This is a genomic window from Streptomyces lienomycini, assembly GCF_027947595.1.
Lineage (GTDB): Bacteria > Actinomycetota > Actinomycetes > Streptomycetales > Streptomycetaceae > Streptomyces > Streptomyces lienomycini.
On the sequence record NZ_CP116257.1, the window covers coordinates 2,858,038 to 2,873,885 of the forward strand.

Below are 15,848 nucleotides of genomic sequence, written 5' to 3' on the forward strand. Positions count from 1 at the left end.
ACCGTGCGGCAGCGGGTGGCCGGCGCGGCCTGGCGGATCGTGCTCGCGGCTGGGCTGGTGTGCGGGATCGGGCTGCTGCCCCGACTCACGCACACCGACCCCGCGTACACGGTCCTCAAGGCACGGTCCGCCGAACGTGAGCCCACGCCCGAGGTGCTCGCCGACATCCGGCGGCAGCTCGGGATCGACGGCGGTCCCTGGCACACCCTCGGCCATTGGCTGGGCGGGCTGGTACGCGGGGACGCCGGGCAGTCGTGGATCTCCGGCGGCGACGTGCTGCCCGACGTGCTCCAGGCCCTCGGCGCCTCCCTCCTCCTCATGGGCGTCGCGCTGCTCGTCGCCGTCGTCACCGCCGGGCTGATCTGCGTACGCACCCTGCGGCTGGGCGCCCGGCGGCGGCTCGGTGGGCGGCGCGGAGGCGGGAGCGTGTCCGCGGTGCTCGCCTCGCTGCCCGAGTTCCTCGTCGCGTCCGTGCTCGCCACCGTCGTCGGGGTGCAGCTGGGGTGGCTGCCCGCACTGGGGTGGTACGGGCCCCAGTGGACGCTGCTGCCCGCGCTCGCCCTCGGACTGCCCGCCGGGGCCGTGCTCGGGCGGCTGCTCGACGATCTGCTGCCCGGTGCCTTCGGCGAGCCGTGGGCGCTGGCCGCCGCGGCGCGTGGACTGACCGGGCGGTCCATCGCCCGTCAGGCCGTGCGGCGTTGCGTGCCCGCGCTGCTGCCCAACCTCGGGCTGTTCGTCGTCGGGCTGACCGGCGGGGCCGTCGCCGTCGAGCAGGTCTTCGACATCCCGGGGCTCGGGCGCACCACCCTCCAGGCCGCCCTCGCCCAGGACCTGCCCGTCCTCCAGACCGGCACCCTCGCCCTCGTCCTCCTCGCCGCGCTCGCGACCGGGGCCACCCGCCTCGCCGCCCGCCTGCTCACCGGGCCCGCGCTGCGGGACGGCGCCCTGTCCTCGCTGCACCGGCCCGCACCGCCCGCCGGAGGGCTGCTGCCGCTCCTCTACGGCGCCGTCCTGTTCACCGTCGTCGGGTTCGGGCTGGCCCGTGATCCGCTCGCCCTGGACACGGGGGAGCGGCTGCGGGCGCCCTCCCTCGACCATCCCTTCGGCACCGACTCCCTCGGCCGCGACCTCCTCGCCCGCGTCGGCCACGGGGCGCTGGACACCCTGCTCCTCGCCGCCGCCATCAGTGCCGCCGCCCTGCTGGTGGGCGTGCTGCTCGGGCTCCTGCCCCGGGTCTCCGCGCCGCTCGTCGACACCGTCAACGCCGTACCGCCCGTACTCGTCGCCCTCCTCGTCACCGCCGTCGCCGGGAGCGGAACGGCCACGCCCGCGCTCGCCGTGGGGGCCGTGGCCTGGGCGCCGCTCGCCGCACACACCTCCTCCCTGCTGCGCCAGGAGCGCGCCACCCTGCACATCACCGCCACCAGGGGGCTGGGTGCGGGGCGGGTGCGGCTGCTGCGAAGCGAGTTGCTGCCCGCCGTACTGCCGCCGGTCCTGCGGCACGCCCTGCTGCGGCTTCCGGGAGTCGCCCTCGCGCTCGCCTCCCTCGGGTTCCTCGGGCTCGGTGCCCAGCCGCCGTCCCCCGAGTGGGGCCTGCTCCTCGCCGAGAACCAGCCCTACGCCGAGCGCGCCCCCTGGGCCGTCCTCGCCCCCGCCGCCGTACTCGCCCTGCTCGGCGCGCTGGCCGTCAGCGCCGCGGGCGGCCTGCGTCTGCCCCGGCGGCCGTCCCCTCGTGCAGCGGGGGCGGTCGAACGGCGGGCCGTCGCGGAGTCGGAGAAGGAACCTGCCGGAGCCCGATGACATGACCCCGGCCCTCGCATCCACCTCCACCTCCACCTCCACCGGGCGGCCCGGAAAGGCATCCGGCCGCCGCACCGCCCCGCTCGCCACCCTCTCGCCGCTGCTCCGGCTGCTGATCCTCACCCAACTCGCCTTCAACATCGGCTTCTTCGCCGTGCTGCCCTTCCTCTCCGAGCATCTGGGGCAGTCCGTCGGCATGGCGGGGTGGCTGGTCGGATTCGTGCTCGGGCTGCGGACCTTCAGCCAGCAGGGGCTGTTCGTGGTCGGCGGGGCGCTCGCCGACCGGTACGGCATCCGGCCCGTCGTGCTCGCCGGCTGCGCGCTGCGGATCGCCGGGTTCGCCTGGCTCGGATTCGCCGAGCGGACCTGGGCCGTCGTCGGTGCCGTACTGCTGATCGGGTTCGCCGCCGCGCTGTTCTCACCGGCCGTCGAGTCGGAGGTCGCCCGCCAGGCGGTCGGGTGGGAGGAAGGAGGAGGCGGGGACCGGACGCGGGTGCTCGCGCTGTTCACCGTCGCCGGTCAGGCGGGCGCCTTCGTCGGGCCGCTGCTGGGCGCGCTGCTGCTCGCCGTCGACTTCCGCACGGTGTGCCTCGCCGGGGCCGGGGTCTTCGTGCTCGTCCTCGCCGGGCACGCGTGGCTGCTGCCGCAGCGCGTCCCCGGGCGGGTCCAGGTCCCGATGAAGGGCGGAGCCCGGCTCGTCCTGCGCAACCGGCGCTTCCTCGCGCTGTGCTGCGCCTACGGTGCCTACCTCCTCGCCTACAACCAGCTCTACCTCGCCCTGCCCGCCGAGGTGGAGCGGGCGGCCGGTTCGCAGGCGCCGCTGGCCTGGCTGTTCGCCCTGTCGTCGCTGCTGGTGGTGACCGCGCAGTTGCCGGTGACCCGGTGGGCGGGGGAGCGGCTGACTCCGCGCCGGTCGATGGTGGCGGGGCTGGCGCTGATCGCCGCCGGGTTCACCGTCGTCGGGCTGGCGCGGCCCGCCGGGTGGACGGGGACGGGTGGGCTGGTGCCCGCCGCCGGGTTCGTCGTCCTGCTCACCCTCGGGCAGATGCTGGTCGCGCCCGTCGCCCGCGCCTGGGTGCCGGACCTCGCCGAGGACGGGCGGCTCGGGCTGTACACGGGAGCGCTGTCCTCCGTGTCGGGGGTGATCGTGCTGGCCGGCAGTTCCGCGACCGGGCTGCTGCTGGACACGGGACTGCCCGTCGCCGTGCCGTGGCTGGTGCTGGCCGCCGTGCCACTGGCGGCGGTGGGGGTGCTGCCGCGGCGGTCGCGCCGGGAGCCCACGGCCGCGACGCCGGCGTCCACGCTGCCCACGCCCACGCCCACGCCCTCGCCCGCGCCCCCGCCCGGGACGAGCGGTTCCTAGCGGCGCAGCGTCGCCACCGCCTCGTCGAAGAGGTGCTCCGGGTCCTCCGCGCCGCCGGAGCGGTACCAGGCGTCGACGGCCGCGTCCAAGCAGGCCAGGGCGGCGGCGACGAAAGCCAGGGCCCGGGGGTCCGGGGTCGTGGTCGGGGGAAGGCCGAGGCGGCGCTGGATGTCGGGGGCGAGCAGTTCCTGCCAGCGCAGGTGCTTCTCCAGGTGCCGGGCGCGTATGGAGGGCGCCTCGTGGTGGATGCGGGCGAGGATGAGCTGCTGCTCCGGGGTCCTGTCCGCCGGCCGGATGGCCAGGAAGGCCGCCCGGATGGCCGTCCAGGCCGACTCGTCGTCCGGGCGTGCCTCCAGCGCGGCCCGTACCGCCTCGCCCAGCGCCTCGGTGTCGCCGAGGACGAGGTCCTCCTTGCTGCCGAAGTAGTGGAAGAAGGAGCGGCGCGAGATGCCCACGGCGCTGGTGATCTGGTCGATGGTCGTCGCCTCGAAGCCCTTCTCCGCGAAGAGCCGCATGGCGGTGTCGGCGATCTCCGCGCGTGCGGCGCGGCGTGCGCGCTCTCGAAGCGTGGGGGTCTCGGCCATGCGCCCAGCCTATAGCTTGCATCCCATGCACTTCTTGCACTCAGTGCAACGTGCTGCGTACAGTGCAACGTATGGGATCTATCGATTTCTCCGGCCAGACCACCGTCGTCACCGGCGCCAGCTCCGGCATCGGTGCCGCCTTCGCCCGCGAACTGGCACGCCGTGGCAGTGACGTCGTCCTCGTCGCACGGCGGCGCGACCGTTTGGAGGACCTCGCCTCGGAGCTGCGGGCGCGGCACGGCGTGCGGGTCACGGCCGCGCCGCTCGACCTGAGCGAACCGGGCGCGGGACGCCGGCTGGCCGCCGACCTGGCCGGGCGGGGCATCCGCGTCGACGGCCTGGTGAACAACGCCGGTTTCGGCACCAACGGCGCCTTCCACCAGGAGGACCCCGACCGCCTCACCGACGAGATCAACGTCGACGTGGCCAACCTCGTCGACCTCACCCGGGCGTTCATCGAGCCGCTCCGCGACTCCGGCCGGGGCGTCCTCGTCAACGTCGCGAGCGCGGCGGCCTACACGCCCAGCCCCGACATGGCGGTCTACGCCGCCTGCAAGGCGTTCGTCCTCAGTTTCACCGAAGCCCTGTGGTACGAGTCCCGCGGTACCGGCCTGCGCGTGCTCTCGCTCGCCCCGGGCCTCACCCGCACCGAGTTCTTCGACCGTTTCGAGGGCGGCGCCTACCAGGGCAGCTACGAGACCCCCGAACAGGTGGTCGCGACCGCGATGCGCACCCTGGACCGCGGACGGCGGCCGAGCGTGCAGTCGGGCCGCCGCAACGCGGTCATGGTCTCCCTGCCCCGTCTCTTCACCCGCCGCCGCACCGTCCTGATCAGTGGGCGCGTCTCGGCCCGCTCCTCGGCAGGGGTCGGTGCTGCGGCGTAGCCGCGCTCACCGTCGCGACGCGCCCCGCCCCGGCGGCTCAGCGGGCGACGAGCTCAGGCACCGCCCGGACAGGAGCGGCGACCACCCGCGACCGCCGCCACAGCCACACCACGTCCCGCCCGAACGACCACACCAGCAGTGCCAGCGCCAGCGCCACCGCCCCGGCGTTCGCCCCACGCGGCAGCAGGTCGGCACCCGCCAGGAGGAGCAGGACGCCCTGCAGCGCGGCCACCGTCTTGCGGGCCGTGCTCGGCGGCAACGAGGCGGTCAGCCACGGCCACGCCCGGGCCGCGGCCACGAACACGTACCGCATGCCGCCGATCAGGAGCACCCACGGGCCCAGGTCCGTCGCGACGTACACGCTGAGCACCAGGATGAGGAACGCGTCGACCTCCATGTCGAAGCGGGCGCCCAGGGCGGTCGACGTGCCGGTGCGGCGGGCGACCCGGCCGTCCACACCGTCCAGGATCAGGGCCGCGGCCGTCAGGCCGACCAGGAGGGCGGCGGGCGGCGCGCTCCGGAAGGAGTCCGCGACCAGGGCGGTGACCCCGCCGACCAGGGTGGCCCGGCCGAGCGTGACCCGGTTGGCCGGGCCGAACACCGGCAGGCGGGAACGGTGCAGGGCGCGGGAGAGCACGGCCCAGCTCGCCAACGCGAACGCGAGGCCGGTCAGCCAGCCCGCCGTGCCCATCCCGGTCGCGGGTCCGAGCAGCACCAGGAGCAGGACCTGCGCGCCCGCCCCCACCGCGGTCTCCTGCTGAACGGGCCTCGCGTCGTACGAATCGTGTGCGTCGTACGTGTTGTTCAGGGCCACCGAACACCCTCCGGCCGTGTGACAGAGTCGATCAACGCCGCTACCTTGTCCGCGGCTCGTGCATCCCTCGGTACGTGGGTGGCTTCCCGATCGTTCAGGAGGAGTTCTGATGACACGCAGAGCACGCACGGCGCGAGCGTTCTGGCTCGAAGCGCCGGGCCGGGGCGGCATCCGTGAGGTGGAGCTGCCGGTACCGGGCCCGGACGAGGTGCTCGTGCGTACGCTGTTCAGCGGCGTGAGCCGGGGCACGGAGACCCTCGTCTTCGGCGGCCGGGTGCCCGCCAACCAGTACGCGGCCATGCGCGCGCCCTTCCAGGACGGCGACTTCCCCGGGCCGGTCAAGTACGGCTACCTCAACGTGGGCGTGGTGGAGGAGGGGCCCGAGCGTCTCGTCGGGCGCACCGTGTTCTGCCTCTACCCGCACCAGACGCGGTACGTCGTCCCCGCCGCCGCCGTGACCCCGGTGCCGCCCTCGGTCCCCGCCGGGCGGGCCGTGCTCGCCGGTACGGTCGAGACCGCCGTCAACGCCCTGTGGGACGCGGCGCCGCTGGTCGGCGACCGGATCACCGTCGTCGGCGGAGGCATGGTCGGCTGCTCGGTGGCCGCCCTGCTGTCCCGCTTCCCGGGCGTCCGCGTCGAGTTGGTCGACGCCGACCCGGCCCGTGCCGGCGTCGCCGAGGCGCTCGGCGTCGGCTTCGCCTCCCCGGCCGACGCCGCCGGCGACCGCGACCTCGTCGTGCACGCCAGCGCGACGGAGGCGGGGCTCGCCCGGTCGCTGGAGCTGCTGCGCCCCGAGGGCACCGTCGTCGAACTGAGCTGGTACGGCGACCGGGGCGTCCGCCTGCCGCTCGGCGAGGCCTTCCACTCCCGGCGCCTGACCCTGCGCGGCAGCCAGGTCGGCACCGTCTCCCCGGCCCGCGCCGCCACCCGCACCTACGCCGACCGGCTCGCCCTGGCCCTCGAACTGCTCGCCGAACCGGCACTCGACGCACTCGTCACCGGCGAGTCCGCGTTCGCCGAACTTCCGGACCTGCTGCCACGGTTGACCTCCGGCGAGATCCCCGCACTGTGCCACCGCATCCGGTACGACCGGAGCGGCATCGACATCGGCAACGGCACCGGTGGCGGCCGTGGCGCCTGACCTTGAGGAAAGACGCCCGGGACGCTGAACAAGGGAAGACCTCCAGCCGTACTGGACGGCACCCCGCGCAGCGACCGGCGGGGGACCAGACGCGCCACACCTGGAGGGTCGTCCGTTGTTCAGCATCACCGTCCGCGATCACATCATGGTCGCCCACAGTTTCCGCGGCGACGTCTTCGGGCCCGCGCAACGCCTGCACGGAGCCACGTTCCTCGTGGACGCCACCTTCCGGCGCGAGCAGCTGGACGAGGACGACATCGTCGTCGACATCGGTCTGGCCACCCGGGAACTGGGCGCCGTCGTCGCCGAGTTGAACTACCGCAACCTCGACAACGAACCCGACTTCGCCGGCGTCAACACGTCCACGGAGTTCCTGGCCAAGGTCGTCGCCGACCGGCTCGCCGAGCGCGTGCACAAGGGGGCGCTCGGTGAGGGTGCCCGGGGGCTGGCCGGTCTCGCCGTGACCCTGCACGAGTCGCACGTCGCCTGGGCGAGTTACGAGCGGGCGCTGTGACCGGCACGACCGCCGCCGGGCGGACCCGGCTCACCCATGTCCCGGCCCAGACCTCCGCCCTGCGGCCCTCCCCGAGGAACGGCGGGACCGTCCCCATGTCCCTGCGCCCCGTGCACTTCGTCATGCCGGGCGGCGTCGACGACCCGGCCGCGCCCAGCGGCGGCAACGCGTACGACCGGCGGGTACGGCTCGACCTGCCCGGCTTCGGCTGGCGGGTACGGGGCCTGCCCGTGCCCGGTGACTGGCCCCGGCCGAACGCCGCCGCCCGCGCGGAACTCGCCCGCGTCCTGCGGCGGTTGCCGGACGGCGCCGTCGTCCTCCTGGACGGCCTCGTCGCCTGCGGCGTGCCGGACATCGCCGTGCCGGAGGCCGGGCGGCTGCGCATGGCCGTCCTCGTCCACCTCCCGCTCGGCGACGAGACCGGGCTCGACGCCGCCGTGGCGGCCGACCTGGACGCCCGCGAGCGCACGGTGCTGCGTGCCGTTCCGGCGGTCGTCGCCACCAGCGACTGGGCGGTGCGGCGCCTCGTCTCCCACCACGGTCTCGACCCGGCCCGCGTCCACGTCGCCGCGCCCGGCGCCGACATCTCGCCCCTCGCGCCCGGCACCGACGGCGTCTCCCGGCTGGTGTGCGTCGCCGCGGTCACTCCCCGCAAGGGCCAGCACCGGCTGGTGGAGGCGCTGGCGGCCGTGGCCGACCTGCCGTGGAGCTGTGTGTGCGTCGGCGGACTCGGACAGGACCCGCGCTACGTCGGCCGGCTGCGGTCGCTGATCGCGCGGCACGGTCTGGAGGACCGGCTGGTGCTCACCGGACCCCGGACGGGCGCCGAGCTGGACGCCACCTACGCCACCGCCGACCTGATGGTCCTCACCTCGTACGCCGAGACGTACGGCATGGCGGTGACGGAGGCCCTGGCGCGCGGCATCCCCGTGCTGGCCACGGATGTCGGCGGCCTCCCGGAGGCGGTCGGACGCGCGCCGGACGGAGGGGTGCCCGGCATCCTCGTCCCGCCCGAGGACCCCGCCGCCCTCGCCTCTGAACTGCGCGGCTGGTTCGGCGAGGTGGACGTGCGACGCCGGTTGAAGTCCGCCGCCCGCGGCCGTCGCGCCGCCCTGAACGGCTGGGCGAGCACGGCCCAGAGCCTCGCCGGAGTACTGCACCGGCTCCCGGGCGAAACGAGGAGGCCGGCATGAGCAAGAGCCACCCGCCCACACCGGCCGATGCCGTCACACCGGCCAGCCCCGGGCCGCAGGGCGCCTCAGGTCGGGTGGGCGCCCTCGGCCCGCAGGACGCCCTCGGCCCGCAGGACGCCCCCGGGCCGCAGAGCGCCCCCGGCCGGGGGCCACCCGCGGCATGCTGGCTGACCCTGGCTCGCAGCGCGCCTCCGGCCGGATGGGGGCCCTCGGCTCGCAGGCCGCCCGTGACCTGCTGGACGCCCCCGGCTCGCAGGGCGACCTCAGCTCGCAGGATGGCCCCGGCCCGGTGGCCGACCTCGGCCCGCAGGACGCCCCCGACTCTGCGGGCGTCTCGGACTCCACCGAAGCCCCCGACTCCACGGAGGTCTCCGACTCCACCGAAGCCCCCGACTTCACCGAAGCCCCCGACTCCACGGCCGCCCCCGACTCCACGGCCGCCCCCGACTCCGCGGGCGTCCAGTCGTCCGCCGTGCAGTCCACCGGTCCTTCCGGGGCGGCCTACGCCGAGTGTGCCGTCGTCCCACTCCGCCAGGCCCCGGCGGGGGAGCGCCCCGACGGTCCTCCGCGTTACGCCCCTGAGTGGCTGCGTCTTCGGGAGCCGGTCGACGCAGCCGCGCGGGCGCGAGAGTTGCTCGACCCGTTGCGGGGCCGGCTCGCCGACCTGCCGGGGCGGGCGGACGGGCTCGTGGTGCACGACGTGGGCTGCGGCACCGGGTCGATGGGACGCTGGCTCGCCCCGCTCCTCGACGGTGCCCAGCACTGGGTGCTGCACGACCGCGACCCCTACCTCCTGCACTTCGCCGCCGTCGCCGCTCCGCGCACCGCCGCCGACGGCAGTCGCGTCACCATCGAGACGCGGCGCGGGGACCTCGCCCGCCTCACCCCGGACGCGTTGACCGGGGCCGTGCTGGTGACGGCGTCCGCGCTGCTCGACGTCCTCACCGGAGAGGAGGTCGGCAGACTCGCCGCCGCCTGTGCCGCGGCCGGCTGCCCGGCGCTGCTGACCCTCTCCGTCGCCGGACGCGTCGACCTCACCCCCGCACACCCCCTGGACGCCGAGATCACCGAGGCGTTCAACGACCACCAGCGGCGCACCGGCATGCTCGGCCCGGACGCGGTCGCCGCCGCGGCCGACGCCTTCACCGGGCACGGCGCCTCCGTACGCCTGCACCCCAGCCCCTGGCGGCTGGGCCCCGACGAGGCCGGACTCACCGCCCCGTGGCTGCGGGGCTGGGTCGGAGCGGCCGTCGAACAGCGCCCGGAACTGCGCACGCGGGCCGACCGGTACCTGGACGAGCGCCTCGCGGCCTGCGCGGCCGGGGAGTTGCGCGTGGTCGTCCACCACACCGACCTGCTGGCGTTGTGCCGGCCGACGGGCGGGGACTCGTGAGCGCCCTGCGCACCCGCCTCGGTGCCCTCGCCGGCACCGCCGTCCTCGCCGTACTCCTGTGGCGGCTGGGCACCGGCGCGTTGCTGGACGGGCTGCGCCGGATCGACGGGCCAACGGTGCTGGCGGGACTCGGGATCGGGCTGGTCACCACCGTGCTCAGCGCCTGGCGCTGGGCCCTGGTGGCCCGGGGGTTGCGCATCCGGCTGCCGCTCGGACCGGCCGTCGCCGACTACTACCGCGCCCTGTTCCTCAACGCGGCCCTCCCCGGCGGCGTCCTCGGCGACGTGCACCGGGCGGTGCGGCACGGGCAGGGCGCCGGAGACCTCGGGCGCGGCGTGCGCGCCGTCGTCATCGAACGGGTCGCCGGACAGCTCGCGTTGATCGGCGTCGGTGTCGCCGTGCTGCTCACCATGCCCTCGCCGGTGCTGGCCCACGCCCGGCACCTCGCCCCGTTCCTGGCCCCGGCCCTGCTCGGGGCGGTCGCCGTCGTGCTCGCCCTGCGCATGAACCGGACGCCCGCACGCCGGGGGCGAGCCCTGCGGGCGGTCCTCGGCGAGGCCCGTGACGGGTTGCTGTCCCGGCGGAACCTGCCGGGTGTCGCGGTCTCCTCCGTCGTCGTACTCGCCGGGCACCTCACGATGTTCGTGCTCGCCGCCCGGGTCGCCGGCAGCGGAGCCTCCGTCGTCGTGCTCACGCCGCTGGCCGTGCTGGCCCTGCTCGCCATGGGGCTGCCGCTGAACGTCGGCGGCTGGGGGCCCAGGGAGGGCGTCACCGCCTGGGCGTTCGGCGCGGCGGGGCTGGGCGCGGGCACCGGCCTCGGTGCGGCGGTGGTGTACGGCGTGCTCAGCCTCGTGGCGAGCCTGCCCGGCGCCGTCGTCCTCGTCGCCCGCCGGAACACCGTGCGCTACGCGCGCCCGTCGCCGGAGTCGCCGGCATCGTCGGATTCCTCCGACACGGCGACCGTCACCGCCGTCAGCAGCGCGAAGCATTCCGCGAAGGAATCCGCGAAGCCCGCCAGCAGTTCCTTCCCCTTTTCCGCCGTCCCCAGTGAAGGACGCCCGATGACACCGGAAGCGGTATAGGCGGACATACCGAGGGAGAGCAGATGACGCCGGTCGTCAGCGACGAAATCGGCGGCCTCGTATCCGGGCCGGACCGTTTCGGGATGGGTGTGCAGCAGAATGGAGGTCTCGATTTCCCCCGCGTGCATGTCGGTGAGCAGCGACGTGGTCACCCCCGCTCGCTGCCGCGCCGTCTCCCAGTCCTCCGCGGCCGGGAACAGCGCCATCCGCTCACCGCGCGCGGAGGCCTCCTGAACGACGTTGCCCAGCACGTAGTTCCCGCCGTGCCCGTTGACCACGACCAGGGCCTCGACACCCGAGCGGCGCAGGGAGTCCGCTATGTCCCGCACCACCGCGTGCAGGGTCACCGAGGAGATGCTGACGGTGCCGGGCCAGGCCGCGTGCTCGTGCGAGCAGCCGATCGTGACCGGCGGCAGCAGGTGCACCGGATACGCGGCGGCGATCTCCCGGGCGACGGCGCACGCGACGAGCGTGTCGGTCGCCAGCGGCAGGTGCGGGCCGTGCTGTTCGTAACTCCCGACCGGCAGCACCGCGACCCTGGAGCCGCGTTCGCGCACGTCTTCGCTCGTGTCCGCCGGCACCAGTGAAGCATCCATTCCCGCACGGCCTTTCAGCTCGGTTGAGTAATTCTTCGAGGAACGCGAGAATCATGACAGAGGCATTCGGTGTACTCGGCGAGAAGACCGCACAGCGCACGGACGTGGAGCGGATCGTGGTGACCCCGCTGCCCACCGTGTACGGGAAATTCCGGGCGTACGGCTATCTCGACCACGAGCGCGGCGACGAGCAAGTGGCCCTCGTCCACGGCGACCCGGGGGCAGAAGGCGTGCTCACCCGGCTCCACTCCGAGTGCCTCACCGGCGACGCGTTCGGTTCCCAGCACTGCGAGTGCGGTGCCCAACTCGTCACCGCCCTGCGTCAGGTGGCCGACGCGGGCAGCGGTGTCGTCGTCTACCTGCGCGGTCACGAGGGGCGCGGCATCGGGCTGCTCGCCAAGCTGCGCGCGATGGCGTTGCAGGCCGAAGGGCTGGACACGGTCGAGGCGAACCTCGCCCTCGGCCTGCCCGTGGACGCCCGCGACTACGGCGTCGCCGCCCGCATCCTCGACGACCTCGGGGTACGGTCCGTGCGATTGATGTCCAACAACCCGCGCAAACGGGAGGCGTTGGTGCGGCACGGCATCCAGGTCGCCGAGCAGGTGCCGCTGCTGATACCGCCGTGCGAGTCCAACATCACGTATCTGCGCACCAAGCGGGAACGGCTCGACCACCACCTGCCGCACCTGGACGCGATGGCGCACGTGCCGTCGTGACCGGCCAAGGCGGACGGTGTCAGTCCGTGAGGGCCTCGTGCACCAGCCGCTTCAGGTCCGGGTAGACCGTGTGCGAGGCACGGGGCCGCACCTGGGTCATGAACTGCACCGTCAGGTCCCGGCCCGGGTCGACCCAGAAGGTGGTGGTCGCCACTCCGCTCCAGCCGTACGTGCCGAGCCCGGAGGGCGACCGGGTGCGGCCGGGGTCGGTCACCACGGAGACGCCGAGGCCGAATCCGACGCCGTCGTTGCCGGGTTCGTCGTGCGCCGGGCGGCTGCCGAAGGCACGCAGGTCGGCGCCGCCGGAGAGGTGGTTGCGGGTCATGAGGTCCACGGTCGCCGGGGCGAGCAGCCGGACGCCGTCGAGTGCGCCGCGGCGCCGCAGCAGTTCCGCGAAGCGGTGCACGTCGTACGCGGACGAGACCAGGCCGCCGCTGCCCGACAGGAACCGGGGCCGCCCCCGCAGCGGCAGCCCGGGGACCGGTGCGATGCCGCCGTCGTCCGTCTCGCCGTACAACTCGGCCAGTCGGTCCGCCTGTTCGTCGGTCACCTGGAACCCGGTGTCCGTCATGCCGAGCGGCCCGAAGATCCGCTCGGCGCAGAACACGTCGAGCGGCTGCCCCGAGACCACCTCCACCAGTCGTCCGAGCACGTTGCTGGCCACCGAGTAGTTCCACTCGGTGCCGGGCTCGAACTGCAGGGGCAGGCGCGCGTACAGGTCGACCGTCTCGGCCAGGTCCGCGCCCGGCCGCACCGACGACTCGACACCGGCCGCCCGGTACAGCCCGTCGACGGGGTGGGAGTGGTAGAAGCCGAACGTCAGCCCCGCCGTGTGGGTCATCAGGTGCCGGACGCGCACCGGACCGGAGGCCGGCCGGGTGACGACGTCCTCCCCGGTCCCCTCCACGTACACCCGGGGCTCCGCGAAGGCAGGCAGGTACCGGTCCACGGGGTCGTCCAGCGACAGCAGGCCCTCCTCCACCAGGGTCAGCACGGCCACGGACGTGACGGGCTTGGTCATGGAGTAGATCCGCCACAGCGTGTCGGCCGTCACCGGGAGCCCGGCCGCGACGTCCCGCAGCCCGTGCACGGTCAGGTGCGCGACGCGCCCGCCGCGCGCGACGGCCACCAGGAAGCCGGGCAGCCCGCCCTCCTCGACCTGCCGCGCGAAGTGCCGGTCGAGCCGGTCGAGGGCCTCGGGGTCCAGCCCGGCCAAGCCCGCTTCGACCTCATGCCGCAGGGGTGGCATCGCCATCGCTCTCCTTGATCGTTCGTCCGGGACGCGTGCGGCATACCCCGTACCCGCCTTCTCGGAACTCCTGCCTCCGTACGGATGCCTTCACTGGCGGCTGACCGTGCGGGTCAGGCCGGTGATCACCGTGGTGGCCAGCAGCCAGCCCGTGATGATCAGGACGTGGGCGAGGGTCTGGTACCAGCCCCCGGGCGAGAAGGCGGTCTCCTGGCCGAAGGAGATCACCGGCAGCAGCAGGTCGAGGGTGTAGAACACCGGGTCGAAGTCGGGGGCCTCCTCCGGCTTGAGTGCCGGCGGGTGATGCAGTCCGTACGCGACCGAGCCGACCGCCAGCAGCGACACCAGCCAGCCGCCCGCCCGCACCGGCCGGAAGCCGTAGCCGACCGTGAGGTCCTGGAGGTGCCCCCACAGGCGGCCGTACCAGGGCAGGGTGCGCCGGCGCCGCCGCTGCTTGGCGAGCTGTACCAGGCGGGCCGCGTCGTCGTCGCCGATCCGCCGGTAGGAGGCCGTCAACTGCTCGTAGGTGAAGGGGAGGTAGCCGTTGCCCCTCTCCAGCATCGGCAGCCGCCGCTCGGCGGGTTCGTGCGGAATGAGCGACGTGTAGGTCAGGTCGTTGAGCTGGACCCGGGCCGGTACCACCTCGGGCTGGAGGAACAGCACGTCCACCTGGGTGCGGCGCAGGTTGAGCGAGCCCCGCACCACCGGGCCCTCCCGCAGCCAGAGTTCGCCGATCACGCAACTGCTGGCACGCAGCGCGGTGTCCCCGGCGTTGGCCAGCCGGGCGTGCGACAGGTCCAGTCGGCCGGGTATCCGGGCGCCGCGCAGCTCCAGCCGGCCCCGGACGTCCGCGCGCCGCATCACCACGTCCGCCTCGGCCGCGAGCGTCTCGGCGTTCAGGGCGGTGCCGCCCGGCCGGTCGAGGACGGCGTCGTTGAGATTGACCGTGCCGGCCACGCGGGCGCCGGTGAGCCGGACCTCGCCGACCGCACGCAGCCCCGGCGCCCACAGGTCGGCGCCCAGCACCGCCTGGTTGAGCTGGAGCACCGGCCCCTCGGTGTCCGGCGCCTCGACGCGGGCGCTCTCCAGGTACAGGCTGCCGGTGACCTCCGCGCCCGAGAGCCGCACCGTCCCGGCGAACCGGGTCCGGGTCAGCCGCAGTACGCCGTCCACCCGGACCGCGTGCGAGATCAGACCGGGCAGTACGGACTCGCTCAGGTTCAGCTCGCGCAGCCTCGCCGCGTGGAAGGTCGGCGTCTCCTCGAAGTGGCAGTGCCGCAGCCGCACCGGGTGGTCGACCGTGGCGTTCTGCAACTCCAGCCGCCCGGTGACGCGTGCCCCGGACAGGCTGAGCACGGGCACCTCGCCGTCCTCCCGGGGGCCGTCCAGGAGCAGGGACCGCAGGACCCGCGCGCGTACGGTCCGCTCGGGGCCCCAGGTGCCGCCGTCGGCGGGATCGTCGGCGGTCGCGGCGTTCGGGTCGGCGGTCCGGAAGTCCACCGCCGTGCCCGAGGCGAACGCCCGCCGGACGCGCGACTCGGCCGGTGTCAGGTCGTTGATCTCCATCAGGGAGGGACTCTGACCCGAACCGGCCGATCACGTCAACGCGCTTGCGGAGCCGCCTGCTTCGTCGCCGCCTACTTCTCGGCCGACTCCACGGCGTGGCCGCCGAACTGGTTGCGCAGCGCGGCGATCATCTTCATCTGCGGGGAGTCGTCCTGCCGGGACGCGAACCGCGCGAAGAGGGAGGCCGTGATCGCGGGCATCGGCACGGCGTTGTCGATGGCCGCCTCGACGGTCCAGCGGCCCTCACCGGAGTCCTCCGCGTAGCCGCGCAGCTTCTCCAGGTGGTGGTCGTCGTCGAGGGCGTTGACGGCCAGGTCCAGGAGCCAGGAACGGATGACGGTGCCCTGCTGCCAGGAGCGGAAGACCTCGCGGACGTTGTCCACGGAGTCGACCTTCTCCAGCAGCTCCCAGCCCTCGGCGTACGCCTGCATCATGGCGTACTCGATGCCGTTGTGGACCATCTTGGAGAAGTGCCCGGCGCCGACCCGGCCCGCGTGGACGTAGCCGTAGGGGCCGTCCGGCTTGAGCGCGTCGAAGATCGGCTCGAGGTCTTCGACGGTCTCCTTGTCGCCGCCGACCATCAGGGCGTAGCCGTTCTTCAGCCCCCACACGCCGCCCGAGACGCCCGCGTCGACGAAGTTGATGCCGCGCTTGCCGAGGTCCTCGGCGTGCCTCTCGTCGTCCGTCCAGCGGGAGTTGCCGCCGTCGATGACGGTGTCGCCGGGCTTGAGCAGCGCCGCCAGCTGGTCGATGACGTGCTGGGTGGCGCCGCCGGCCGGGACCATGACCCAGACCGCGCGGGGCCTCTCCAGCTGGTCGACGAGTTCGACCAGGCTGTCGACGTCGGCCCGCTCGGGATTGGTGTCGTATCCGACGACGGTGTGGCCGGCGTTGCGCAGACGCTCGCGCATGTTGCCGCCCATCTTGCCGAGACCCACAAGACCGATCTGCAT

General features: G+C 74.3%; 14 protein-coding genes and 1 pseudogene. 9 read left to right on the top strand and 6 right to left on the bottom strand.

The window, feature by feature from the left end; genetic code table 11:
* The first annotated feature begins 3 nt into the window (after positions 1-3).
* Both BJ961_RS12855 and BJ961_RS12860 read left to right on the top strand, forming a co-directional pair.
* The gene (locus tag BJ961_RS12855) at positions 4-1,800 is read left to right on the top strand and encodes an ABC transporter permease subunit (RefSeq protein ID WP_271321439.1); all 1,797 of its coding nucleotides are present in this window, start codon (positions 4-6) and stop codon (positions 1,798-1,800) included.
* 1 nt (position 1,801) lies between these two features.
* Positions 1,802-3,163 carry an MDR family MFS transporter gene (locus BJ961_RS12860; RefSeq protein WP_271321440.1) on the top strand — a complete coding sequence of 454 codons (1,362 nt, stop codon included), beginning with the start codon at positions 1,802-1,804 and terminating at the stop codon, positions 3,161-3,163.
* Here the strand turns inward: BJ961_RS12860 and BJ961_RS12865 are convergent.
* Positions 3,160-3,747: a TetR/AcrR family transcriptional regulator gene (locus tag BJ961_RS12865; protein WP_271321441.1), complete on the bottom strand. Its 588-nt coding sequence runs from the start codon at positions 3,745-3,747 to the stop codon at positions 3,160-3,162. The genes BJ961_RS12860 and BJ961_RS12865 overlap by 4 nt on opposite strands.
* A gap of 71 nt (positions 3,748-3,818) precedes the next feature.
* Between BJ961_RS12865 and BJ961_RS12870 the strand changes: the two genes are divergently transcribed.
* Positions 3,819-4,631 carry an SDR family NAD(P)-dependent oxidoreductase gene (locus BJ961_RS12870; protein ID WP_271321442.1) on the top strand — a complete coding sequence of 271 codons (813 nt, stop codon included), beginning with the start codon at positions 3,819-3,821 and terminating at the stop codon, positions 4,629-4,631.
* A 37-nt stretch (positions 4,632-4,668) separates the two neighbouring features.
* Here the strand turns inward: BJ961_RS12870 and BJ961_RS12875 are convergent, their stop codons facing one another.
* Positions 4,669-5,445 carry a CDP-alcohol phosphatidyltransferase family protein gene (locus BJ961_RS12875; RefSeq protein ID WP_271321443.1) on the bottom strand — a complete coding sequence of 259 codons (777 nt, stop codon included), beginning with the start codon at positions 5,443-5,445 and terminating at the stop codon, positions 4,669-4,671.
* A 109-nt stretch (positions 5,446-5,554) separates the two neighbouring features.
* Between BJ961_RS12875 and BJ961_RS12880 the strand changes: the two genes are divergently transcribed.
* From BJ961_RS12880 to BJ961_RS12900, 5 genes and pseudogenes are all read left to right on the top strand, one after another.
* The gene (locus tag BJ961_RS12880; RefSeq protein ID WP_271321444.1) at positions 5,555-6,586 is read left to right on the top strand and encodes a zinc-dependent alcohol dehydrogenase; all 1,032 of its coding nucleotides are present in this window, start codon (positions 5,555-5,557) and stop codon (positions 6,584-6,586) included.
* A gap of 115 nt (positions 6,587-6,701) precedes the next feature.
* Positions 6,702-7,100: a 6-pyruvoyl trahydropterin synthase family protein gene (locus BJ961_RS12885; RefSeq protein ID WP_271321445.1), complete on the top strand. Its 399-nt coding sequence runs from the start codon at positions 6,702-6,704 to the stop codon at positions 7,098-7,100.
* The gene (locus BJ961_RS12890; protein WP_271321446.1) at positions 7,097-8,293 is read left to right on the top strand and encodes a glycosyltransferase family 4 protein; all 1,197 of its coding nucleotides are present in this window, start codon (positions 7,097-7,099) and stop codon (positions 8,291-8,293) included. Before BJ961_RS12885 ends, BJ961_RS12890 begins: the two co-directional genes overlap by 4 nt.
* Positions 8,294-8,765: 472 nt before the next feature.
* Positions 8,766-9,686 (top strand): SAM-dependent methyltransferase, encoded by a 921-nt coding sequence (locus BJ961_RS12895; RefSeq protein ID WP_271417028.1) that lies wholly within the window; start codon positions 8,766-8,768, stop codon positions 9,684-9,686.
* Positions 9,683-10,543: pseudogene (locus tag BJ961_RS12900) on the top strand (lysylphosphatidylglycerol synthase transmembrane domain-containing protein); the annotation flags it as partial. The gene BJ961_RS12895 and the pseudogene BJ961_RS12900, both read left to right, overlap by 4 nt.
* Before the next feature lie 47 nt (positions 10,544-10,590).
* Here BJ961_RS12900 and BJ961_RS12905 read toward each other — a convergent pair.
* Complete coding sequence (locus BJ961_RS12905; protein WP_333782081.1) at positions 10,591-11,364, bottom strand: creatininase family protein; 774 nt, start codon at positions 11,362-11,364, stop codon at positions 10,591-10,593.
* A 53-nt stretch (positions 11,365-11,417) separates the two neighbouring features.
* On the opposite strand from BJ961_RS12905, the gene ribA reads away from it, so the two are divergent.
* The gene (gene ribA, locus BJ961_RS12910) at positions 11,418-12,080 is read left to right on the top strand and encodes a GTP cyclohydrolase II (protein ID WP_271321448.1); all 663 of its coding nucleotides are present in this window, start codon (positions 11,418-11,420) and stop codon (positions 12,078-12,080) included.
* A 19-nt stretch (positions 12,081-12,099) separates the two neighbouring features.
* Here ribA and BJ961_RS12915 read toward each other — a convergent pair whose 3' ends face one another.
* From BJ961_RS12915 to gnd, 3 genes are all read right to left on the bottom strand, one after another.
* Positions 12,100-13,329: a serine hydrolase domain-containing protein gene (locus BJ961_RS12915; RefSeq protein ID WP_271417029.1), complete on the bottom strand. Its 1,230-nt coding sequence runs from the start codon at positions 13,327-13,329 to the stop codon at positions 12,100-12,102.
* A 90-nt stretch (positions 13,330-13,419) separates the two neighbouring features.
* Positions 13,420-14,895: a membrane-associated oxidoreductase gene (locus BJ961_RS12920; protein ID WP_271321449.1), complete on the bottom strand. Its 1,476-nt coding sequence runs from the start codon at positions 14,893-14,895 to the stop codon at positions 13,420-13,422.
* Positions 14,896-14,966: 71 nt separating this feature from the next.
* The gene (gene gnd / locus BJ961_RS12925) at positions 14,967-15,848 is read right to left on the bottom strand and encodes a phosphogluconate dehydrogenase (NAD(+)-dependent, decarboxylating) (protein WP_271321450.1); all 882 of its coding nucleotides are present in this window, start codon (positions 15,846-15,848) and stop codon (positions 14,967-14,969) included.